We start from the raw sequence: 22,928 nt of genomic DNA, 5'->3' as shown, positions 1-22,928 counted from the left end.
TTTCAAACACACAGCATCACAGATGTTTATTTCTTCAAGTCGTTGGCCTTCTCGCCAACGATCTCGAGTATTCTGTTTCTTTGAATCTTTCCCGACGGCCCTTTTGGAAGTTCCGGCAAGATATGAACTTCGTCGGGGGACTTAAAACGACCCAATTGAGCTTCACAAAGTTTCGAAAGGCCCAGCGACGTCACCTGGGACCCTTTACGAATTTTGACCGCTGCCTCGACGGTTTCGCCATAGCTTTTGCAGGGGCGCGCAAATGCGGCGGCTTCAACAACATCGGGATGCGAATAAAGTGCTTCGTCAATCTCGCGCGGTGCAATGTTTTCGCCGCCTTTTATTATAAGCTCCTTCAATCGGCCGGTGACAAAAACATAACCGTCCTTGTCCATGCGGGCGAGATCACCGGTTCGCAACCATCCGTCAGACGTAAACGTGCCCGTGGTAGCGTCTTGGTCGTTGAGATACTCCAGCATTACATTTGGTCCGCGAATAACCAACTCGCCTTCTGATCCGTGTGGAACAGGTCGCAGGTCGGCATCAACAATTGCCGCCTCGTTCCCGTATGGGATGCCGGGAGAGCCGATCTTGCGAACGGCTGGAGGCAATGGGTTGGAAAGAATTTGCGCTGCTGTTTCCGTGAGACCCATAGTTTCCACGATGGGGATTTTGAACCGGTCCTCAAAGGCGCGCTGCACATCCGGGGCCAACGCTGACGACGCAGAACGACCGAAACGCACATTCTGGCGCGTTTGGGTGTCCGGGCAGGTATCCGAGTGCAGCAGGTGGGAAATGATGGTTGGAACCACAGAGAACCATGTCGCTTGGGACTTTCCAATATTGCCCCAGAACCGACTGGCCGAAAACCGATCGCACATGGCCAGCGATCCGCCCGAGACCAGTGTTCCCATGACCGTCACACAAAGACCGTTGATGTGATAGATCGGCAGAACGCAGAACCCACGGTCGGCTTCGGTCAAATCATGCGCCACGGTGGTTGTCCAGCCTCCGGCGAGCAGGCTGGAATGCGTGTGGACCACGCCCTTTGGACGCCCGGTCGTGCCGGATGTGTACATCAAAAGCGCGTGGTCGCCGGATGAGAGGTCATGCAAGTTGCCATCGGAACTCTGGGCATCTTCAACCCGCAGCGCGGTGACCTCATCAGGATTGGCCGTGCGCGCGAACAAATCCATCTGTCCGGGATGGACGAAGCCATAACGCGCGCCGCTGTGTTCCAGCGCGTAGGCCACGGCGCTGTCACCAGCGACAAGGTTAATCATCGTCGCCCGAAACCCGCCATACAGGACGCCGAAAAGGATCTCTAGCGCTTCACGGCAGTTAGGGTACAGGATCGCCACGCTTTCTCCTTTCTCCACACCCATGCCGGTTAACATAACTGCGATGCGGTGGGCCGTTTCGCGCAACTCACTCCAACTCAGCTCCGGTGCCCCATCCGGGAAAACAAAACCGGTTCCTCCCTGGCTTGCCCTGTAGTCTAACCATTCGCGAACAGTTCCCTTGGGCGGTTCCATCATTGTCCGGCCTCCGACCAGTAGTCACCGAAGATCTCTTCCAGCTCGGGTTCACGCGGGGATGTTTCTCGAACGATCTTGGTGGTCTGCACGAAATGCCGCCAATGCAGGTTGGTGTCGATTGAATTGCCGCCCCAGCTACCGCAGCCCATCGAAAGGGAAAAAGGCATTCCATTGGTGAAACTGCCGCCAGTGGCAAAGGTGTGCGGCTGATTTACGATGACCCGACAGGTTGGCAAATCATTACCCAATCCAATCGCACGCTCGTCGTCGCCAGTATGTATGCCAACCGAATGCCCGGCCCCCTGATGCACCAAAATGCTCGACGCTATGGCCTTGGCCGCCTCAAAATCTGCAGCACGATAGAGAGCTAGGACCCGACTGAGCTTTTCGCCTGACAAAGGATGATCCGGGCCGATTCCATCAGTCTCCACCGCCAGATATCTAGTCCCCTCAGGTACTTTGCCCGCCATCCCCAAGGCTTCGAGCATTTTTTCGGCGTCCTGCGCTATGACCGATCGGTTGAGATGGCCATCAGGCCAAAGTCGCGCCACGATATCACTTGCCTCAGAGGACGTCACCAAAGCGCCGCCCTCAGCAGCCATTGCGGTCACGAACGCGTCATAGACTGCGCCCACTACGACCAGCGCGTTCTCAGAAGAACAAGACGTCGCGTTGTCGAAACATTTTGAAGCCGTGATTTTGGCTGCCGCTGCCTGCAAATCAGCGGTCTCGTCCACAATCACGGTCACATTGCCTGCGCCAACCGCAACGGCTGGCGTTCCACAGGACTGCGCGCGGTGGACATTGTTCTGGCTGCCAGTGCAAATCACGCGATCAACAGTTTCCATCAACCGTTGTGTCTTGGCCTTGGATCCGGGCGCGGGGATCATCTGAACCAGATCGCGATCCAGCCCGAGCTTATCGAATTCGGAATGGATGTAGTCAACCAACATTTCGCAGGACGCCACGCCTTTTGGCGACGGAGCCACCACGATAGAATTACCGCCTTTGAGCGCATTGATGATGTTGTTCGCGGGCGTTGCGGCAGGGTTGGTCGAGGGTACAACCGCGCCGATCACGCCGATTGGACGCGCAATTTCGGTAATACCTGTTTTCGGGTCGTCACTGATGACGCCGTGGGTTTTCACGTCGGCAATATCGCGCAGCAGGCCGAGTGTCTTCCGATGGTTCTTGGTGATCTTGTCCGGCACGTTGCCCAGACCGGTGGTTTCAACCGCAGTTTCCGCCAGCGTCCGATTGCGCGTTGGTTCCATTATGGCCCATCCCGCTGCCAGTGCCGCTTTGTCGTATAGCGACTGACTTCCACCAGCTTCGAAATCCCTCTGCGCCTTGCGCGCTTGAGCTACGATACGATCTACTTCGGCTATTTCCGGCGAAATCCCGTCCTGAGCGTTCATCTTGGTCCTCGATATGTTGTCCGGGGCGGACCAGCTCCGCCCCGCTGCGTCCATCCGGCTTAGAGGCCGGCCAGCAACTCGTTCAGTGTCTGCTGACGCTGAGCCCACATCTCGATCACTTCATCACGTGTCATGATGTGCATCGGTGAACCGCCGGCCTCCATCTTTTTGGCAACGCGGGAATTGGCAAACATTTCGGGCACTGTTGCCGAGAGTTTCTCGATAACCTCGGGTGGAGTGCCTTTGGGCACCATCACGCCTCGGAAATTGACCGACGAGTTGTCGACGTCCAATCCCTGTTCCATCATCGTCGGCACGTCGGGCAGGAATGCGTTACGCTCGAGGTCAGCAACACCCAGAATTTTGACGTTGCCCGCTTCCTGCGCGCGGAACGCATCCGACAGGTTGTTGATACCGCCCAACACTTCACCTGCGATCACAGCTTTCATGGCCGCAGCCCCACCGCCTTTGGTCGGGATGTAGGCCATCTTGGTTCCCGCTGCTTTGTCGATCTGCAAGGCTGCAATGTGGTGACCCACAAATAGGCCCGCGCCGGAAACGGTCAGCTTGCCTGGGTTTTCCTTGGCAAAGGCGACAACATCTTCCATTGAATTGAACTCACTGTCCGCGCCAACGACGAATACAGCCGGATCAGCGCCCCAATTCGCGATGGGTTCAAAGCTGTCAGTCGAATATTCCACCCCACCTTTGATCGACTGAGCGATAAAATGCGGGACGTTATAGGCCGCAAGTGTGTAGCCATCCGGGTCAGCCTGCGTGGCAAACCAATTCCAACCCACACGACCACCTGCCCCGGGTTTGTTGATAATGGCAATGGGCATTCCAAGCGCGTCTTCATTACCGGATGTCATGGTGACAATGCGCGCCTGAAAGTCGGTCGCGCCTCCCGCGCCGTAACTGACCATCATCATGATCGGCCGTTCGGGGTACTCCTCTGCCACTGCGGCTCCTGTCAGGCTCATGAAGGCCAATGCGGCCCCTGCTATCATTCGTCTCATTTGCGTTTCCTCCCTAATTTAGTTCCCCGCGCCCTGCGCGGTTAGAACAGAATTTCCTTTGGTGTGTAGACGTTCAGAAGCATGGCGAAGAGCCCGTACATCACCGCCAAAAAGACTGCCGTGATGACGCCGCGCTTAACCCAGGTTTTGGTTTCGGAATGTGGGGCTGGATCATAAATCGACAGCAGAACGAAAAATGCGATGGCCGTCGCTGTGTAGAAGCCCAGCGACTTGGCCGCCCAGAACACGTAGATCAGTGTAATGATCAAACCCGGCAGCATGTTCAGGAACATCGATCGTGTTACACCATTCCCGACCTTGGACAGACCCATCGCCGCTTTGCCAAATGTCCACCCGGCCAGAACCACGAAAACTGATGCGATAAGTCGCGGGAATAGGAATGCCTCGGCCGGTTGCTGGGTATAGCTGACCCAGGTCACCCATAGACCCACGGCAAAGACCAGACCCGACCCGAATACGTGTTGCGAGCGGTTCATGCCTGCGCCTCCTCTTTCGTGGTGTAGCGACGGTGGCGCAGTTCCATCCAGACCGAGTAAGCGATTGAGGCTAGCACCACTGCAATCAGCAACAGGTTCAGTCCACCGGTCAGGAAATACGAAGCCTTGCCGACAGTTGCGTCGGCGATCATCCCGCCTTGAATGAAGTTGGCTTCGGCGATTGGCCCAAGGATTAACCCCAACACCAGTGGTGCGGCTGAAAAACCAAAGCGCTCCAGGAAGAACATGCCGATTCCAAGACAGGCCATGACATAAACATCGCCCATCGAACCCTGCACCGAATAGGCCCCGAAGACCGACAGTGCCAGAACGATGGCTGCCATAACCGACTGCGGGACTTGGGCTACACGCGCTGCGAGACCGGCGACATAGAGGCCAAAGATGCACATCAAGACCTGCCCGATCAGCATCGAGTTGATGAAAGTCCAAGCCACGTCGGGATGGTTGTCGAACAGATCCGAACCTGGGAATATCCCATGGATCAGCAATCCGCCCAGTAGAACGGCAGCGGTTGGGCTACCCGGGATCGACAGGGTCAGCAGCGGCACCAAAGATGGGCCTACCATCGCATTATTGGCCGATTCCGCGGCGATTACGCCTTCGGAATGTCCTGTGCCGAACTTGTCTTTTTCAGACGAGAACTTTTTGGTCTGGTCATAAGCGACGAGCCCGGCGATCTGCCCTCCGACGCCGGGGATCAGGCCGATGATCGAGCCGGTCAGCGTTCCGATGCTCAACGCGCGTGTGCGGCTAAAGAGTTCGCGGAAGGCTTCGAGGATAGAATGCCGTTGCACCTCGATGACTTCGGCACCGGTGTTGTGGCGACCCTTTGCGAACATTGTAAGCACCTGCGGGATCGCGAACAGGCCAATCAGCGCGGCGATGATATTGATCCCGCCTCCCAAAGCAGGGTGAAAGATGAAACGTTGCGCACCCATGATATCGTCAAAGCCAATAGTGGCCAGCCACAACCCGATACAGCCTGAGAGCAGACCTTTAACCACCGAGGCGGAATCCAGCGTCCCGATTACTGTTACGCCCAAAATAGCCAGCCAGAACAGATGTGACGGCCCGAAAGCCAAAGCCCATTTCGCCAGCACCGGGGTTAGAAAGATCAGTAAAAGCACGCCAAAAATGCCACCTACGGCCGAAGCCAGAAACGACAATTGCAGCGCCCGCGCACCCTGACCCTGTTTGGCCATGGTATGCCCGTCCAAGGTCGTTGCGATATTTGCTGGCGCACCGGGGATCTTGAGCAAGATGGCGCTGACTGCTCCACCTGCGACTGTTGAAGTGTAGGCGGCACCCAGCAGGATCAGGCCCTGCGCAGCCTCCAGCTGAAAGGTGAAAGGGATCAATAGTGCGACTGCCATTGTTGGCGACAAGCCCGGCGTCGCGCCCAGGATAAGCCCCCCAATCGTACCGCCCAACAGTAGCATAAAGGACAGCGGCGTGAATACGTCTCCGAAGTAATAAATGAAGTCCATTCAGGGCCTCCCAACCCATCAGTTCACACTTTTACTTTTGTTGACAAATCAGGGTAGGCGATGAAAATAGTATTGCAAATGTTTTCATAAATTCGATCAAGTGAGAGAATATTATGTCTAACTTTCAAAAAGGTAAGGTGGACATTGTAGCGGTTGCAAAGGCCGCAAAAGTATCACCATCAACAGTGTCGCGCACGTTCAATCACCCGAATTTGGTCAACCCCGCGACTCGGAAAAAGATCAATCGGGCGGTGCAAAGGTTGGGTTATATCCGAAACCGTGCCGCACAGACGATGCATGGCAAACGTTCCGGCACCATCGGCCTGGTCGTCCCGACGATCAACCACGCCATTTTTGCCGAAGTGATTCAGGCCTTCTCGGACTCAATCGACAACGCCGGGTTTAGCCTGCTGCTGGCGTCGCATGGATATGACCTCGATCGGGAATACGCGATGGTACGAAAATTTCTTGAACATCGTGTCGACGGAGTGGCGCTGGTTGGATTGGAACATTCTGACGCCACCGCCCGACTGATCGAACAGCAGAAAATACCCGCGCTCGCTATATGGAATTTTTCGGAAGAATCCATCCTTCCTTGTGTGGGGGCCGACAATCGGCTGGCCGGGCGTCTTGCGACGGAACATCTACTGGCCTTGGGGCACCGTGACATTGGGCTGATATTTCCCCAAACCAATGGTAATGACCGCGCCCAACATCGGATATCTGCCGTGCATGCAGCGCTTAACGAAATGGGTATTTCCGTTCCGAGTGAACATGAGTCTGAAGCCCCATATAGTGTGTCGCAAGCTAAGCAAGCAGCGCAGACCCTCTTGACGAAGCACTCTCGTCCTACGGCTCTGCTTTGCGGCAATGACGTCATTGCGCAAGGCGCATTATTCGCGGCCCAGAGCCTGGGGTTGAGGGTTCCAGACGATCTCTCGATCATCGGCATCGGAGACTTCAAAGGATCAGCGGATGTTGAGCCGGGCCTCACAACCATTCGCATCCCGGCAGAAAACATCGGCAAACTCGCTGGCGAGAGGTTCACCGACTACATTACCTCAGAACATCCAGAGCCTTTTAAAATCTGTTGCGAACTCGAATGTGTCGTTAGAGGAACGACAAGCCCGATGTCAGTATATTAACCTACTTGGACAGATTACTTCGCCAACTGAAATTGTTAGGCTCAGGAGCCATTGAATTCCGTTTGGTTGCGTGATTCACGGGTCGAAAAACGAGCGGTGAACATATGTGGTCTATTCTGGTTGAGCGACGCGCAGATGGCGCGGCTTGCACCTTTCTTTCCGAAGTCCCATGGCAAGCCCCGTGTTGACGATAAGCGTGTGCTGAGCGGGATTATCTTCATCAATCGCAATGGGTTAAGGTGGCGCGACGCACCCAAAGAATACGGGCCGCACAAGACATTGTACAATCGTTGGAAGCGATGGAGCGATAAGGGTATCTTTGCTGAGATGTTGATTGGTTTGGCCGCAGATCAAGGTGAAAAGAATACAGTCATGATCGACGCAACCTATCTCAAAGCCCATCGCACGGCGTCGAGCCTTGCGGTGAAAAAAGGGGACGTAGCCGTCTGATCGGGCGGACAAAGGGCGGGATGAACACCTAGCTTCACGCGATCTGTGACAGCACTGGATGACCGTTGAATTCCTTCACAACCGCCGGTCAGGTCAGTTGATTACATCGGCGCTTGAGCTCTCGTTTCCAGTCTACCAAAGGTCGATTGGCCGCTGGGTGATCGAGGCTATGACGCTGATTGGTTCAGGGAAGCATTGAAAGACAAAGGGATACGCGGCTGTATCCCCGGTCGAAAGCAACGCGAGACAGCAGTTCGATACGACAAGCGACGATACAAACGACGTAATCAGATTGAGATCATGTTCGGCAGGCTGACGGGCTGGCGGCGAGTTGCAACAAGATACGACAGATGCCCGAAGGTCTTCCTGTCCGCAATCGCGCTCGCCGCACTCTTAATCTATTGGCTATGAGTCTTGAGCCTAGTTTGCCGCTTGAGTTTCCACCACAAACTTCCGAAACATGTTTTTATCTGATCAATCGACCGAATACGGCATGATGTTGCCACCGCATACCATGCCTATCAGCACAGTGTAGCTCAAACCCGGAATGTGCTGCAGATTCACGGGTTTTCCCCTTGGCGCTAGGGTAAATTCAACCCATGTCGGCGACACATTATTTGAAGGAGACCCCCTATGTCGCGTCTATTGTTAATTGTTGCCATCGCCATCATTGGCGGAGGGGCATACTATTTCGCCACAAAGCCTGAACCAACACCAGCCGAACAGCTTCAATCGGCTGCCGAGGACGCATCCGACGCTGTTGGCGAGGCAGCCACAGCCATTCAAGAGGCTGCGAGCGATGCGGTTGAAGCGGCGACCGAGCAAGCGTCTGAGGCCGCATCTTCGGTTGCAGATCAAGCAAGTGAAGCGGCGTCATCTGTCGCAGAACAAGCCAGCGATGCAGTTTCCGACGCCGGAGAACAAGTTGCTGCGCTCACGGCGCAGGGGCAAGAGCTGTTTAATTCCTGGGTTCAAGAGGGAATGCTGACTGCACAGAATTTTGACTATGACGCCTTGGTCACATCGATCCAGGACAGCACTCTAACTGAGGATGTTAAATCCAAAGCTCTTACGATTCTCGACGATATTAAAGCATCGCCCGAGCTGATCGTCGCCAAGATACAAGACCTGCGCAACTTGCTGACGCAGTAGCGCGGCTCTTTGAACCAGCCCGGTTGGGGCTGGTTCAGCTAAGCTTGGGTACTTTGATTCCTTAGTGTTGCGATCGTGCAAAGTAATGCAGCAAACCCAAGAACGCTTAGTTCTGCAACACTGGGAAATACAATTTTAGATGTTTGTCAGAGTGTTACGTTGAAGTAGTTTCCACATTGTGTTGAACTTCCTTTCCAAAAGGATTGTAAAATGACCGCTCTGCCCGACTCCATGATTGCCATTGTTCAAACACATGACGGCTATTCCGGTACTGCCACCGGACCCACTTTGGAAAAGGCATCGGATTGGTTGGCCGAAGCTAATCTACCCTTGCCCGTTCCCGGGCCGGGTCAGGTGTTGATCAGATTGCGAACTGCCTCGGTTAACCCATCTGATATCCATTTTATCAAAGGCGAATACGGTCAGCCTCGGGTCAAAGGTGCTGCTGCAGGTTTCGAAGGATGCGGGGACGTTGTAGCCACAGGAGCCAGCGCTGAAGCCCTGCAGGATCAGCGGGTGGCGTTTGTTGCAGCAGGCTCAGGTGCATGGGCCGAATATGTCGTCACGCAATCTCAGATGTGCATCCCTTTGCGGCCCGATATCTCAGACGAAGACGGTGCTGCGCAGATTGTTAACCCTCTGACAGCTATGGCGATGGTGGATATCGCGAAGAATGCAGGTGAGGCCTTTGTGGTATCCGCTGCGACCAGCCAACTCGGAAAATTGATGTGCAGCCTTGGGCGGGACCTTGGGTTGAAACCAATCGCGTTGGTGCGACGAGCTGAAACGGTTGACTCGCTAAAGGCCTTCGGCGCTGCAGAGGTGGTGGTAACTGGTGGCGCTGATGCAGCCACGCAGTTCGCGACTATCAGCAAAAACCTAAAACCTCGTGTGTTCCTTGATGCCGTTGCAGACCAACTGTCCGAGCAAGTGTTTTGTGCCATGCCCAATGGCGCGCGCTGGGTGTGTTACGGCAAGCTCAGCTCTGAATTGCCGAAGCTGACTCAGATGGGACAGTTGATCTTTATGAGCAAACGGATCGAAGGGTTTTGGCTGACCCGCTGGATGATGGACACTCCCCCGGCTGATCAAATGCGCGTTGTCGGCGAAGTACAGGCGCGATTTGCGGACGGACGCTGGCACACAGATGTTTCCGCAAGGCTTTCGTTGCGAGAAGTGCTGCCAAATCTGGCAGACGCTCTAAAAAAGAGTGACGGCAAGGTGATTATCACGCCATAGTAGAACAAAGCGCCGGACATAACCGGCTGAGGGAGGGTGAGATTGGATAACGCACAGCTGCTGATCAGCGGGCTGGCGAATGGCTGCGTTTACGGCCTGATCGCTCTGGGCTTTGTTCTGATTTACAAAGCGACCGAGGCGGTGAATTTCGCGCAGGGCGATTTCATGATGCTGGGTGCGTTTGTCACTATCGGCCTTACGAATACTGAATATATGGGTCTGCCCTTCTGGCTGGCATTGCCAATCTCACTGATGATTATGGGGGCGTTGGGATATCTGATTGATCGGCTGATCATCCGTCGCCTGTTTGGCGAAAGCCAAACCGCGGTCGTGATCCTGACCATCGCTTTGGGCTTTGTGATCCGGTTTGCCGCCGGTCAGATCTGGGGGCACGAGCCACAAACGCTGCAGAATCCTCTGGCCGGGAAGGAAATCCGGTTTGGTGGACTGGTTCTAGGCATGGAAGATGTGGCCGTTATCGTCGTCACTATCCTACTCACCTGGGGCCTTTATGTGTTTTTCAGCAAGACCAAGTTGGGGCTTGCCATGCAGGGTGCCTCTCAGAACCAGTTGGCAGCCTATTACATGGGTATCCCGGTCAAGCGCGTTCAGGGGTTTATCTGGGCCTTGGCAGGTGTCGTTGCCGGAATCGCCGGAATATTGTTCGCCGCCAAAGGCTCGGTTGATCCCACGACCGGATTGCTGGGAATCAAAGCCTTTGCGGCCGCAGTGATCGGAGGGTTCGGCAGCCTTCCGGGTGCATTGGCCGGCGGGCTGATTGTAGGAGTGATCGAACCTTTTGCCAGCCGCTATGTCGCCGCTGGATACAGCCAGATCGCACCATATGCGCTCTTGCTGGCGGTACTGATCTTTCGACCGCATGGGCTGTTCAGCCAGGTGCGGGTCAAGAAGGTCTGAGCGCCATGCGGGTTATTTTCAAAACAAGCTATATGCAGGACATTCGCCTGTGGAAGGATGGCTATCAGCTTAGCCTCTATCTGATCCTGTTGGCGGTCGTAGCCGCTGCGCCGTGGTGGCTGGATGACTTTTATCTTGGTGAACTAACCAACGTTCTGATCTGGGCCATAGCGGGTTTGGGCTTGATGATCCTGACCGGCCATACCGGGCAGGCCAGTCTTGGCCATGCCGCCTTTCTGGCCGTTGGGTGCTATGCCAACGTTATCCTGATCGAGGCTGGTGTACCCTTCCTCATCGCTTTCCCCTTGGCGGGTCTGTTGACCGGCATCGTCGGAGCAACCGTCGCCATCCCTGCCCTGCGCCTGCACGGCATCTATCTTGCGATTTTTACTTTGGCCCTGTCTGTGCTCATGGACGACATCATCGTTCTGGCCGAACCCATCACCGGAGGTGTCGCGGGTAAATATCTGGGTGGTGTCGAGATCTTTGGACATCTGGTCGATCGTTGGGCCACCCCGGCCCCGTTCTTCTGGCTGGTGCTGGCCGTCGCCGTTGTCGTGACACTGGGCTATATCAACCTGTTGCGCGGGCCCTTGGGCCGCAGCTTCATCGCCGTACGAGACTCGGAGGTCTCAGCGCAGGCGATGGGCGTGGATATCGCGCGCACCAAATCGATCTCATTTGCCCTCTCTTGTGCGGTCACCGGGCTGGCAGGCGCACTGATGGGAATGTTTGCGGGAGCGTTCAATAACGAGACTTTCAGTGTCGTCATTTCGATCCAGTTGCTGATGATGATCGTGATCGGCGGATTGGGTTCTATCCATGGCGCGTTTCTGGGTGCAATCGTGATCGGTTTCCTGCCGCAGTTCCTATCGATCTCGAAAGAATATGTAGCAGCCTTATTTGGCGGCAACACCGTTGCCATTCCGGGCTTGGAGTTCGGCGTATTCGGCATGATCTTGATCGCCTTCATCCTGTTTGAACCAATGGGCCTCTATGGCCGATGGCTGAAAATCCGCACTTGGTTCGAGCTGTTCCCCTTCTACCGCAAGGACATGTTCAAACGGCAAAAATCGTATCTCAAGACGGAGCGTCTGAGATGAGCTTGCTGGAGTTTGAAAGCGTCACCCTGAAATTCGGCGGTCTGACTGCAGTCGATAATTTGTCATTTGATGTTCAGGAGGGCGAGGTTTTTGCAATCGTTGGTCCGAACGGGGCTGGCAAATCTACTGTCTTCAATCTGATCTCACGATTTTACGATCCTTATGCGGGGGCGATCCGGTTCGATGGGCACGACTTGCTGCGCGTGAAACCTTCGGCCGTAGCGGCCTATGGTGTGGCACGTACATTCCAGAACATTGAACTGTTCGAACACGCGACCGTTCTACAGAACCTTCTGGTCGGGCGCCACCGGCACCGCAAAACCAACCTGTTTTCGGAAATTCTGTTTACGCCCACTGCGCGCAAGCAAGAGATTGAAAACCGTGAAAAGGTAGAAGAGATCATCGACTTCCTCGACCTTCAGGCTTTCCGCGACAAGATGATCTCGGGCCTGCCCTACGGTGTACGCAAGGTGGTCGAGGTCGCGCGCGCGCTGGCCACCGATCCAAAACTCCTGCTACTGGACGAACCCGCCTCGGGCCTGTCGGTTGAAGAGACCACCGATATGCGCTGGTGGATCGATGATATCCGGCGGCAGATGGGGATCACCGTGCTGATGGTGGAACATGACATGAGACTGGTCTCGGGCGTTTCCGACCGAGTGCTGGCGATGGCAGACGGAGCGAAACTTGCGCTAGGAACCCCAGCTGAGGTTCAATCGCATCCAGCCGTGGTCGAGGCTTATCTGGGGAAAGCCTCATGAATGAGCCAATTCTCAGAATCCGCAATATCGAAAGCTTCTATGGACCGATCATGGCAATTCGCGGTGTATCGCTGGACGTGCATCCAGGGCAGATCGTCTCGATCCTTGGCGCGAATGGTGCAGGCAAGACGACACTAATGAAAACCGTCTCGGGCGTGATGGACCCCGAAAAAGGCACGATCACATTTGACGGCCAGCAAATACAAGGCTCCGAACCTCACAAGGTTGTTCAAAAAGGCATCGTACATGTGCCTGAAGGACGTGAGGTTTTTCCGCTACTGACCGTCGATGAGAACCTGAGCCTTGGCGCGTATACCCTGTCAGACAAAGGTCAGATCGATCACGACCGCGATCTGGTCTTTTCCTACTTTCCCGTTCTGAAAGAACGCCGGGGTCAAGAGGCCGGCACCTTGTCTGGTGGACAGCAGCAGATGCTCGCAATCGGTCGCGGTTTGATGGCCAACCCCCGTATCATGCTGCTAGACGAGCCTTCGCTGGGCCTGTCCCCATTGTTGGTGCAAGAGATTTTTGGCATCCTCAAGCGCCTCAATGACGAGCAGAAAATGACGATGATGCTGGTTGAACAGAACGCCAATGCCGCCTTGGAACTTGCCCATCATGGCTATGTTATGGAGATCGGGCGGATCGTCATGGATGGTGCCGCCGATGTACTGCAGCGATCCGAGGACATCCAGAACTTCTATTTGGGCGTTCAGGAAGAAGGCGCGCGGGAGAACCGCCGTTGGAAACGCAAGAAGACGTGGAGGTGAGCCGGATGGACGCGACCCCCCTGCCCCCTCAGATCACGATCAACGGCGTGCAGTTCAACGCGACGCCCGGGCAGCGCCCGCTGCGGGTCGATGGTTGCGTGACGATTTGCGAGCTGTTCCAGAAACGCTGTGCCGAACTAGGTGAGCGGACAGCGCATCGCGAGAAGGATTTCGGCATCTGGAAATCCTATTCATGGGCCGAATACTGGCAGCACGCCAGATGGATCGGGCTGGCCCTGCGTAAGTTGGGCCTGCAACGTGGCGAGGTTGTCTCGATCTTGTCCGAAGACCGCAAGGAATGGGCATGGTTCGATATGGGCATCCAATGCGTCGGAGGGATCGCCTCTGGCGTCTACACCACGGATTCAGCTGCTCAGCTGAAATATCTGATCAACGACAGTGGTAGCCGGTTTCTGATCGTTGAAGACGAAGAGCAGTTGGACAAGTTCCTCGAGGTAGAAGAGCAACTTCCAGATCTGCTCAAGGTCATTATCCTTGAAGACGAAGGCCTGCACGATCTCGACCATCCGCGTTGCATGATGATTGGGGACTTGTACGCTCTGGGGCGGCAGGCTGAGGCCGAAGAAGCTGGCGCATTCGAATCGGAGATCGCTGCAGCCTCGCCACAAGACACTGCCCTGCTCATCTATACATCGGGCACCACCGGCAATCCTAAGGGCGCCATGCTAAGCCATGAAAACATCATGGCGGCGATCGAGGCCGGGGCGCATTCCCTACCGTCTCAGTCGACCGACGAACAACTGTGCTTTCTGCCGCTCTGTCATATCCTCGAGCGCGACGTGTCGATCTATTACCCACTGGCAATGAAAAGCACAGTGAATTTCGCCGAAAGCCCCGAAACGGTATTCGCCAACCTGCAAGAAGTCTCTCCCGCCACCTTTACCGCCGTTCCGCGCGTGTGGGAGAAAATCTACTCGCAGGTCATGTTCATGGCGAAAGAGGCCACGCCGACCGGGCGTTTCGCCTTTGCGCAGGCGCTCAAGGCGGGCACGGCGCGCGCTGATTACATCCTTACGGGCAAGCCTGTGCCCTCGCCTGTCGCCATGCGGTTCTGGTTCTGGGATCGGCTGGTATTGCGCAACCTCCGACGGATGCTGGGCCTTGACCGGCTTCGTCGGGGTGGCTCTGGCGCAGCCCCGATCTCTCCCGATCTGCTTAGATGGTATTGGGCCATCGGCGTACCAATTGTCGAAGGGTTCGGGATGACCGAGACTGCCGGCATAGCGGCGTTGAACACGCTTGGGGTCAACAAGATCGGCACCATTGGAATGCCGGTGCCCGGAAACGACATGCGCATTTCGGATGATGGGGAAATTCAGGTTAAAGGTCTGAACATTTTTCAGGGCTACTGGCGCAATAATTCCAAGACAGCTGAAAGCTTCACCTGCGACGGCTGGCTGCGCACCGGGGATATGGGGCATATCGACGAGGATGGCTTTGTCACCATCACAGGTCGCCTTAAGGACATCATCATCACTGCGGGCGGCAAGAACATCACGCCCGCCGAGATCGAGAGTGGATTGAAGTTCAGCCAGTACATCTCGGACGCGGTAATCATCGGGGACAGGCGTAAGTATTTAACTGCGCTAATCATGATCGATCAGGAGAATGTCGAGAAATTCGCGCAAGAGCGTAAGATCCCCTTCTCGAATTTTGCATCCCTCTGTGCGGCATCGGAAGTCACCGAACTAATTGGTGCAGAGATCAAAGCCATAAACAAAGAGTTTGCACGGGTCGAACAGATCAAGGATTTTCGTTTGATCGATGTGTTGCTGACCGCAGAGGATGATGAGCTGACTGCGACGATGAAACTCAAGCGTGGTCTTGTGGAAAAGAAACACGCACATCTCATTGAAGATATGTACAATTAGTTAAGGGACGACCCAACAGGGAGGAGAAATATGAAACAACTGATTAAAGGGTTTGCTGCAGCCACGGCATTAACTGCATGCGCCACAATAGGCTGGGCGCAAACCCAAGGTGTGAGCGATGATGAGATCGTCATCGGCTCTGTTAACGACCTCAGTGGCATCTTCGCTGCCGTGGGAGTACCGGCCACGAAGGGCGCGAATGTGGTCTTTGATCGGGTCAACGCTGAGGGCGGCGTTCACGGGCGTCAGATTCGCTTTGTGGTCGAGGATAATGGCTACCAGATGCCACGCGCGATGCAGGGTTATAACAAGCTTCTGAACCGCGATAAGGTGTTTGCCATGCTGCAATCGCTGGGTACGCCGATGAACGTCGCCGGGTTCAAGCTGCTGGACCCGAAAGGTATTCCCAACGTCGCTCCTCTGACCGCCGCGCGGCAGATGCTGCAAGAGCCGATGAAGAACAAGTTCACGTCGTTCTCGACCTATTACGACCAGGCGCGGATTGGAGTGAAATATCTAAACGGTGAATTCGGATCGCAAACCGTCTGCACAATGTATCTACCCACCGATTTCGGCGAGGAAATCCTGGAAGGCAGCAAAGCTGGGGCTGAAGAAGCTGGCATCACTTTCGGCGCAGAGACCACCCATAAGCCGGACGAGACGGACTTCGTGGGGTCCTTGAGCAAGCTCAAGGAAGAAGGTTGCGATATCGTCACCATGGCCCTCGGCGTACGTCAGGCAATCACCGTTGTTGGAACGGCCAAGAAAATGGGTCTGACCGACATGAAGTTCCTCGGCACCTCGGCCAGCTTCTTGACCGTGGTGGCACAGGTACCCGGAGGCGTCACGGATGGTTTCTATGCAGCCGCGTCCTGGTTGGACCTCTGGGCGCGCGCGGAAGAACCTGCCCCGGCAGCGTTTATCGCAGAATACAAAGAGGCAACAGGCGAGGATCCGGTCGGTTTCTCAATGCTTGGCTATTCAGCAGCCGAGATGATGGTCAAAGCGCTTGAGGCCGCAGGGCCTGATCTGACCCACGAAAGTTTCATCGCCGCAATGGAATCGCTGGATTACATGGATGAGCTGGTCGGCAACCAGATCACCTATGGGCCGGATGACCATCAGGGTGCTGATACTGTCTTTGTCAGCGTCGTCGAAAATGGTGCGTGGAAACTGGTTTACGAAGAATAAACCCACCAAAGAAAAAGGGCTCGCAGTTGCGAGCCCTTTCCAATTCGGTATCCGTAGCGATTAACGCTTCGAGAACTGGAACGAACGACGCGCTTTGCGCTTACCGTATTTCTTACGTTCCACAACGCGGCTGTCGCGGGTCAGGAAGCCAGCAGCTTTCAGAGCGCCACGCAGGTTCGGATCGTACAGTTGCAGCGCTTTCGAGATGCCGTGCTTGACCGCACCGGCCTGCCCCGTCAGGCCACCGCCTTTGACGGTTGCAACAACATCGAACTCACCTTCAACACCAGCAACCTGGAACGGCTGGCGCAGGATCAGCTGCAGAACGGGACGCGCAAAATACTTGTCCTGATCTTTGCCGTTCACGGTGACCTTGCCGGAACCCGGCTTGATCCAAACGCGGGCAACGGCGTCTTTACGCTTGCCGGTGGCATAGGAGCGGCCCAGTTCGTCACGTACGGGTTCACGCACGATGACTTCTTCGGCCACGGTTTCAACGCCTGCGACGGCGCTCAGCTCTTCGAGAGTATTGATCTGGTCAGCCATCGGTCATTAGCTCCGGGTGTTTTTCTTGTTCATGGATGCAACATCCAGAACTTCGGGCGCTTGCGCCTCATGAGGATGCTCGGCACCGGCGTAAACGCGCAGATTGGTCATCTGCTGGCGTGCCAGACGGTTGCCCGGCAGCATGCGCTTGACCGCTTGGGTCACGACGCGCTCGGGGTGTGCACCTTCGAGGATCTGCTGCTTGGTGCGCGACTTGATGCCGCCCGGGTGGCCAGTGTGCCAGTAGAAGTTCTCTTCGCGCTTCTTGCCGGTCATCTGGATTTTGTCAGCGTTGATCACGATGACGTTGTCGCCCATGTCCATGTTCGGGGTGAACGACGCTTTGTGCTTGCCACGCAGGCGCATGGCGACGATCGAGGCAAGACGGCCCAGAACAACGCCTTCTGCGTCGATCAGGATCCATTTCTTGTCGATGTCTGCAGGTGTTGCAGAAAAGGTTTTCATGGCAGGATAGTCCTGTTTGATGTGAAAGACCGCCCCGTGGCGGAGCGGCTCGAATTCGATGGATGGGGTTTAGACCTACTCGTGATGCAGGTCAATACACGCAAGGTAGAATAAATTATGCGATAACAGATGTTTACAAAATAGGTATTATTTTACCCCAATGATTTATCCGCCAACCTATCTAAATCTATAAGGTGCGCAACTGTAACCCGCTCATAAAAACCAACCAGTCCCGGGAGGCTACCATGCAAGAACTAAACTATGTAATTGCTGCTTACGGTGCTGCCTGGCAGGAAACGAACCCGAATAGACGACTGAAACTGCTTGATCAGTGTTTTGCTGGCAATGGCAGCTATGTCGATCCTACCGCTGCGGTAACTGGAAGAGATCAGCTATCCGAACATATCGGAGAAGTCCTGAAAGATACGCAAGGCCGCGTTGAACTGACAAGCGCCCCCACCTCACATCATGACGTCGTCCACTTCACCTGGCATATGGTTTCACCCGATGGTTCGATCATGGTTGCGGGACATGATTTCATCCGCCTCGATGCCAACGGCAAGATCGGGCATCTGGCCGGTTTTTTTGGCGACCCTTCCCCGTTGAATTAAAACTTAGACGCTTATTTGTTCGGGTGGGTTATCCAACAACGCGCGCAGGCGCAGCATTGCATCTTCGAATTTAGCTAACGAGACATGCCCGTTCACTGCAATTCGGACAGCATTCGGTGCCCTGCCGTTTCTAAGCGCGAATTCGTCGGCAGATCGCAACTGAATACCTTCACGTTCAGCTGCGCGACTGAAGGCAGCAGAGCGCCAACCCGAAGGCAGATGCAGCCACACAAAGGGAATCTCTGAATCCCAATTAAGGTCAAAGCCGCCCAAGGCGTTTACTGCGACCCGCACATATTCTCCCATCTTGGAGCGAACATCTCGTGCCAGTTGCCTCGCCTCTGGGTGCCCCAACAATAGTCGCGTCAATTCGGCTAAGGGTTGGGCCAACCCAAAGTACCCGTACTCGGCAGATCGGCGCAAATCTACGCTTCGCTCCCGCGGGGCAATCGCGAATCCAACACGTAGCGCTGGCGTCAGCGTTTTGGAAATTGAAGAGACATGCCAGCCCCGCTCAGGTGCCAACGCACGATAGCTGGGCGCGCGTGCCTCACCCATGCGATAGCAATCATCTTCGATGATCTGCAATTCATACTTACGCGCTATCTCGACCACTTCTTTGCGTCTCTCCAGCGGAGAATGCCCGCCCGTCGGGTTCTGCACCTCAGGTGAGACGCAGATCGCTTGTGCTTTGGTTTGCCTGAGGATGTGATCCAGCGCGTCTGGGCTAATGCCCCATTTATCCATCTTTACCCCAACAATCTCGGCGCGCATTAACTCACCGGCCCGTCGGAAGCCAGCATACGACAGATCCTCGACCAGTACGACGGGTCTGGGATCCCTCAGAACGGTTTGAAAAACAACACAAATACCACTTTGTCCGCCATGCGTCAGTACAATGTCATCAGCATTCAATGAACCAAGTGGAAGATCCGATAACCAGTCAGCCACAACTTGGCGCACCGGTAGATAAGCATCGCGGGTCGGATAGTTCATGAACATCCGCGGATCGCCTTTTGCAACCTTTTCAAGGCATTCGCGGATTAAGGTCACCTGCCCTACATCCGGCAGGCGTGGGCTGAACAGGCTGACGTTGGACTCATATTTATCGTCCCTCAGATGCAGCTGCCTCGACCAGACATCATCCAAAATGGGCGATCGCGGCGGGGCGACAAATGTACCACGCCCGACCTCGGCTTGTAGCAAGCCTTCATCGGTCAGGATCGTATAGGCACGCGCGACAGTGCCTGGTGTGATCTTTAGTCGATACGCCAGTTCCCGTACCGGAGGCAGTTTCTTTCCAACCTCCAGTGTCTTGTTATCTATTGCTTTTCGGATCGTGTCGGCGACCAGAGTGTATTTTGGACCTTTGGATTTAGGTAATGCCTCTGGCCAAATTGTATCCATTACAATTCTTCCTTTGATTTCGATACAATGTTGAATGTATCAACGCACTGTACCGAACATCTTAGCTTTGTGTCAATACAATTTGAAAGGATACCCAAGATGACACGCGCAATGCACAACCCCGCCCTCTTGCTGCTGAACGACAGCCCTCGGCTGCCGCTGATCGCCGCGCTGGCCGTGCGGTTTGCGGCGATTGTCACACAGTGGGAGCAACGCCGCCGCAGCCGCGTCAATTTAGGCAAGCTGGATGACAGGCTGCTTCGCGATGTAGGACTGACCCGCCATCGCGCTGATGAAGAAGCAAGCCGCTATTTCTGGATGAAATAATTATCCCCAGTCCCACCTAAGGGACCTCTTCCTGGCCGGGGTTTGTCCCCGGCCCTTTTTTATCCAAACGCGGCGGCGGCTGAGCCTTCTGGAGGAATGGAATACGTCATACTCGCCCTTGCGACCGGTTTGTCCGAGCCTTCTGAGTACATCAGCACATCCCCTACTGCCAATGTTCGGCCTAATTTCAACAACTTGCATTCGGCAATTAAGTCCGCGCCACCTTTCGGCTTGCGAAGGAAATCCAGCGAACTGTTTGTGGTTACCGCCAGCGATTGCCGACCCTTTCGCGCCAAAACCATCGCGTAAACGCTAACATCAGCCAGCCCGAACATGGACGGCCCAGATACGGTGCCGCCAGGTCGCAGATGTCGGTCCTCGACCCTTAGTCGCATCGTGATGGACGTCTTGGTCAGTTCTTCCACAACAAAATCGCTGTGGACCTGTGGAAATACTTCTTCCAGATACTCTGCCAAATCTTGTTTGCTCAGTGCTAACGACATGCTTCCCCTCATGGCTCTGCCCGCCTAGAGTTGGCCCAAACGCCAGTGGGAGGGCAAGATGGCAATTCTGGAACGTAACGACACAGGAGCTATTGCGCGGCTCAAGATGAATGCGCCTCAGCGTTTGAATGCACTGAGTGACGAAATGCTCGCCGCGTTGCAGGCCGAGCTCGATGCACTGCGTGATGATAATTCGATTCGTGTCGTTGTTCTTTCAGGGGCAGGAAAAGCGTTTTGTGCCGGGCACGATCTGAAACAGATGACGCAAGGACGACAGGCCAGCGACCGAGGGCTTTCTTACTTTCAGGATCTGTTCGACCGCTGCGCAAAGATGATGCTGTCTATCCAGTCCCTGCCCCAACCTGTTATTGCCCAGACGCACGGAATCGCCACGGCGGCAGGCTGTCAGTTGGTAGCAACCTGTGATTTGGCAATTGCGGCCGAGGGTACACGGTTTGGTGTAAATGGCGTTAATATCGGCCTGTTTTGCTCGACCCCGATGGTGGCACTCAGCCGGAATATTCCGCGTAAACAGGCGTTTGAGATGCTGACGACCGGTGATTTTATTTCAGCCGAACGCGCAGCCGAGCTTGGTCTGGTCAATCGGGTTGTCCCAGAAAACCTGCTGGCGGAAGAAACTGATACGCTTGCAGAGAAGTTGGCGGCAAAGCTTAGCAGTGCGGTGAAAATCGGTAAAACAGCTTTTTATCAACAAGTTAACATGCCCGTTGACCAGGCCTACGCGTACACTGCCGAAGTAATGGCTCAGAATATGATGGACCGGAATACCGAGGAAGGCATAAGCGCATTTATAGAGAAACGTCCGCCCAATTGGCATCAGTGACGCTGTTATTTCATACATTTTTCAGCACTGTTCGCATTTTTTCACTTTTCAAAAGGGCGACACTGTGGCAATGCTGGGACAAGGCCAAGGCCTGAATATGCTTTTGGGTCGCCGTGGGCGGAAGGTCCCTCCAGCTGGTTTCTCTCACCGGCGCAGACATTCCCGCAGCGGCGACCCCAAAAACTTCTCCGTTTAAAGTTGCTGATATCTGCGCATTGCGTATGACGTTGCAGTGCCCTATTTGGCAGCGCATGACAGATAAGTTGCACATCGTGGGCGGCGGCATGGCCGGGTCCGAGGCCGCCTGGCAGGCGGCGGAAATGGGCGTGGATGTTGTGATCCACGAAATGCGACCTAATGTAGGCACCTTTGCGCACCAGACCGGCTATCTGGCCGAGATGGTATGTTCGAACTCGTTCCGCTCGGATGATGATGAACAGAACGCTGTCGGATTGCTGCATTGGGAAATGCGCGCAGCAAACGGGTTGATTATGACCACGGCTGATAGCCACCGCCTACCAGCCGGTGGTGCTCTGGCGGTTGACCGTGATCCTTTTGCTGAATCTGTGACCGCCAAGTTGAAGGCACATTCACACGTATCGGTCACTGACGAGGAGGTCACCAGCCTGCCCAGTGAGGGCCACTGGATTTTCGCCACAGGCCCGCTGACCTCACCCGGTTTGAGTGAGGCCATACGGTCAGAGACAGGTGCCGAAGCACTAGCCTTTTTCGACGCCATAGCGCCTATCGTCTACGCCGACAGCATTGATATGAGCAAAGCATGGATGCAGTCGCGCTATGACAAGGGCGAGACCGAAGAAGAACGGACGGCCTATCTCAATTGTCCGATGGATCGTGAACAGTACGAAGCCTTCATTGATGCGCTGCTGGCGGCTGACAAGACCGAGTTCCACGAGGGCGAAACCGCTGGTTATTTCGACGGCTGCCTGCCGATCGAAGTAATGGCCGAGCGCGGCCGTGAAACCTTGCGTCACGGTCCGATGAAACCCGTTGGTCTGACCAATCCGCACCAACCGGATGTAAAGCCACACGCTGTTGTTCAATTGCGGCGTGACAATGCCTTGGGCACCTTATTCAACATCGTTGGTTTTCAGACCAAGATGAAATACGGCGCACAAACGGATGTTTTTCGTAAAATCCCAGGGCTGGAAAACGCCAGCTTTGCGCGGTTGGGTGGCATTCATCGTAATACCTTCATCAATTCTCCGACATTGCTAGATGCGCAGATGCGGCTGAAATCCCGGCCCAATATTCGATTTGCGGGCCAGATCACTGGGGTTGAAGGCTATGTTGAAAGTGCCGCGATGGGCTTGCTGGCTGGTCGTCTTGCTGCCGCCGAGATTTTGGGCAAGACCTTGCCCGAAGTGCCTCAAGACAGCGCGATGGGCGCGTTGATCCACCATATTACCGGCGGTGCTGAGGCCAAAACGTTCCAACCCATGAACGTGAATTTCGGATTATTCCGCCCAGTCGATGGTCTGAAAGGTGGTCGTCGGGGCCGTAAAGATCGCTACAAGGCGTATACAGACCGGGCAAAAGCTGTCTGGAGAGACTGGTTAAACCAGTGTTGACTGGACGGCACGCCTACCCTGCGCCTAACATG

The 22,928-nt window shown here is 55.1% G+C and carries 22 protein-coding genes and 1 pseudogene; 14 read left to right on the top strand and 9 right to left on the bottom strand.

Annotation, left to right across the window (positions count from 1 at the left end; translation table 11 throughout):
- Window positions 1-26: 26 nt before the first annotated feature.
- The 5 genes from ACR0MQ_RS02315 to ACR0MQ_RS02295 are packed head-to-tail and all read right to left on the bottom strand — an operon-like array spanning window position 27 to window position 5,980.
- Complete coding sequence (locus ACR0MQ_RS02315; protein ID WP_480605606.1) at window positions 27-1,538, bottom strand: class I adenylate-forming enzyme family protein; 1,512 nt, start codon at window positions 1,536-1,538, stop codon at window positions 27-29.
- Window positions 1,535-2,956, bottom strand: a complete 1,422-nt coding sequence (sauS, locus tag ACR0MQ_RS02310) for an acylating sulfoacetaldehyde dehydrogenase (protein WP_480605603.1) — start codon at window positions 2,954-2,956, stop codon at window positions 1,535-1,537. Before sauS ends, ACR0MQ_RS02315 begins: the two co-directional genes overlap by 4 nt.
- Window positions 2,957-3,015: 59 nt before the next feature.
- The gene (locus tag ACR0MQ_RS02305; RefSeq protein WP_170539621.1) at window positions 3,016-3,975 is read right to left on the bottom strand and encodes a Bug family tripartite tricarboxylate transporter substrate binding protein; all 960 of its coding nucleotides are present in this window, start codon (window positions 3,973-3,975) and stop codon (window positions 3,016-3,018) included.
- Window positions 3,976-4,016: 41 nt separating this feature from the next.
- Window positions 4,017-4,472, bottom strand: a complete 456-nt coding sequence (locus ACR0MQ_RS02300) for a tripartite tricarboxylate transporter TctB family protein (protein WP_480605600.1) — start codon at window positions 4,470-4,472, stop codon at window positions 4,017-4,019.
- On the bottom strand, window positions 4,469-5,980 hold the full coding sequence (locus tag ACR0MQ_RS02295) for a tripartite tricarboxylate transporter permease (RefSeq protein WP_170470135.1): 1,512 nt from the start codon (window positions 5,978-5,980) through the stop codon (window positions 4,469-4,471). Before ACR0MQ_RS02295 ends, ACR0MQ_RS02300 begins: the two co-directional genes overlap by 4 nt.
- Before the next feature lie 113 nt (window positions 5,981-6,093).
- Between ACR0MQ_RS02295 and ACR0MQ_RS02290 the strand changes: the two genes are divergently transcribed.
- From ACR0MQ_RS02290 to ACR0MQ_RS02245, 10 genes and pseudogenes are all read left to right on the top strand, one after another.
- Window positions 6,094-7,125 carry a LacI family DNA-binding transcriptional regulator gene (locus ACR0MQ_RS02290; protein WP_480605597.1) on the top strand — a complete coding sequence of 344 codons (1,032 nt, stop codon included), beginning with the start codon at window positions 6,094-6,096 and terminating at the stop codon, window positions 7,123-7,125.
- Between the two features lie 102 nt (window positions 7,126-7,227).
- Window positions 7,228-7,986, top strand: a pseudogene (locus tag ACR0MQ_RS02285) (IS5 family transposase).
- Between the two features lie 222 nt (window positions 7,987-8,208).
- Window positions 8,209-8,727 carry a hypothetical protein gene (locus tag ACR0MQ_RS02280; protein WP_170770827.1) on the top strand — a complete coding sequence of 173 codons (519 nt, stop codon included), beginning with the start codon at window positions 8,209-8,211 and terminating at the stop codon, window positions 8,725-8,727.
- Between the two features lie 210 nt (window positions 8,728-8,937).
- The gene (locus tag ACR0MQ_RS02275) at window positions 8,938-9,966 is read left to right on the top strand and encodes an alcohol dehydrogenase catalytic domain-containing protein (RefSeq protein WP_170770825.1); all 1,029 of its coding nucleotides are present in this window, start codon (window positions 8,938-8,940) and stop codon (window positions 9,964-9,966) included.
- Between the two features lie 42 nt (window positions 9,967-10,008).
- Window positions 10,009-10,884 (top strand): branched-chain amino acid ABC transporter permease, encoded by an 876-nt coding sequence (locus ACR0MQ_RS02270; RefSeq protein ID WP_170770823.1) that lies wholly within the window; start codon window positions 10,009-10,011, stop codon window positions 10,882-10,884.
- Between the two features lie 5 nt (window positions 10,885-10,889).
- Window positions 10,890-11,987 (top strand): branched-chain amino acid ABC transporter permease, encoded by a 1,098-nt coding sequence (locus tag ACR0MQ_RS02265; RefSeq protein WP_480605594.1) that lies wholly within the window; start codon window positions 10,890-10,892, stop codon window positions 11,985-11,987.
- Complete coding sequence (locus ACR0MQ_RS02260; RefSeq protein WP_480605591.1) at window positions 11,984-12,748, top strand: ABC transporter ATP-binding protein; 765 nt, start codon at window positions 11,984-11,986, stop codon at window positions 12,746-12,748. Before ACR0MQ_RS02265 ends, ACR0MQ_RS02260 begins: the two co-directional genes overlap by 4 nt.
- Complete coding sequence (locus ACR0MQ_RS02255; protein ID WP_480605589.1) at window positions 12,745-13,518, top strand: ABC transporter ATP-binding protein; 774 nt, start codon at window positions 12,745-12,747, stop codon at window positions 13,516-13,518. The genes ACR0MQ_RS02260 and ACR0MQ_RS02255 overlap by 4 nt, the downstream gene beginning before the upstream one ends.
- Before the next feature lie 5 nt (window positions 13,519-13,523).
- Window positions 13,524-15,410 carry an AMP-dependent synthetase/ligase gene (locus tag ACR0MQ_RS02250; protein ID WP_480605586.1) on the top strand — a complete coding sequence of 629 codons (1,887 nt, stop codon included), beginning with the start codon at window positions 13,524-13,526 and terminating at the stop codon, window positions 15,408-15,410.
- A gap of 30 nt (window positions 15,411-15,440) precedes the next feature.
- The gene (locus ACR0MQ_RS02245; protein WP_010440033.1) at window positions 15,441-16,601 is read left to right on the top strand and encodes an ABC transporter substrate-binding protein; all 1,161 of its coding nucleotides are present in this window, start codon (window positions 15,441-15,443) and stop codon (window positions 16,599-16,601) included.
- Between the two features lie 60 nt (window positions 16,602-16,661).
- Here the strand turns inward: ACR0MQ_RS02245 and rpsI are convergent, their stop codons facing one another.
- Together rpsI and rplM are read right to left on the bottom strand one after the other, a co-directional pair.
- Complete coding sequence (rpsI, locus tag ACR0MQ_RS02240; protein ID WP_010440030.1) at window positions 16,662-17,147, bottom strand: 30S ribosomal protein S9; 486 nt, start codon at window positions 17,145-17,147, stop codon at window positions 16,662-16,664.
- Between the two features lie 6 nt (window positions 17,148-17,153).
- Window positions 17,154-17,612, bottom strand: coding sequence for a 50S ribosomal protein L13 (gene rplM, locus ACR0MQ_RS02235; protein WP_010440027.1), 459 nt, complete (start codon window positions 17,610-17,612; stop codon window positions 17,154-17,156).
- A gap of 245 nt (window positions 17,613-17,857) precedes the next feature.
- On the opposite strand from rplM, the gene ACR0MQ_RS02230 reads away from it, so the two are divergent.
- Complete coding sequence (locus ACR0MQ_RS02230; RefSeq protein ID WP_480605583.1) at window positions 17,858-18,223, top strand: nuclear transport factor 2 family protein; 366 nt, start codon at window positions 17,858-17,860, stop codon at window positions 18,221-18,223.
- A gap of 3 nt (window positions 18,224-18,226) precedes the next feature.
- Here the strand turns inward: ACR0MQ_RS02230 and ACR0MQ_RS02225 are convergent, their stop codons facing one another.
- The gene (locus tag ACR0MQ_RS02225) at window positions 18,227-19,630 is read right to left on the bottom strand and encodes an aminotransferase-like domain-containing protein (protein WP_480605580.1); all 1,404 of its coding nucleotides are present in this window, start codon (window positions 19,628-19,630) and stop codon (window positions 18,227-18,229) included.
- Between the two features lie 99 nt (window positions 19,631-19,729).
- Between ACR0MQ_RS02225 and ACR0MQ_RS02220 the strand changes: the two genes are divergently transcribed.
- The gene (locus ACR0MQ_RS02220; RefSeq protein WP_170770811.1) at window positions 19,730-19,957 is read left to right on the top strand and encodes a YjiS-like domain-containing protein; all 228 of its coding nucleotides are present in this window, start codon (window positions 19,730-19,732) and stop codon (window positions 19,955-19,957) included.
- Between the two features lie 59 nt (window positions 19,958-20,016).
- On the opposite strand, the gene ACR0MQ_RS02215 is transcribed toward ACR0MQ_RS02220, so the two are convergent.
- Window positions 20,017-20,460 (bottom strand): PaaI family thioesterase, encoded by a 444-nt coding sequence (locus ACR0MQ_RS02215; RefSeq protein ID WP_480605578.1) that lies wholly within the window; start codon window positions 20,458-20,460, stop codon window positions 20,017-20,019.
- A 58-nt stretch (window positions 20,461-20,518) separates the two neighbouring features.
- On the opposite strand from ACR0MQ_RS02215, the gene ACR0MQ_RS02210 reads away from it, so the two are divergent.
- Entirely contained in the window at window positions 20,519-21,304 is a 786-nt protein-coding gene (locus ACR0MQ_RS02210; protein ID WP_480605575.1) for an enoyl-CoA hydratase, read from the top strand.
- A gap of 251 nt (window positions 21,305-21,555) precedes the next feature.
- The gene (gene trmFO, locus ACR0MQ_RS02205) at window positions 21,556-22,896 is read left to right on the top strand and encodes a methylenetetrahydrofolate--tRNA-(uracil(54)-C(5))-methyltransferase (FADH(2)-oxidizing) TrmFO (protein WP_480605572.1); all 1,341 of its coding nucleotides are present in this window, start codon (window positions 21,556-21,558) and stop codon (window positions 22,894-22,896) included.
- Window positions 22,897-22,928: the final 32 nt, after the last annotated feature.

It is taken from the genome of Ruegeria sp. AN6 (assembly GCF_056540425.1).
Note: the sequence above shows the minus strand (reverse complement) of the source record. Positions and strands in the feature narration are given on the sequence as shown.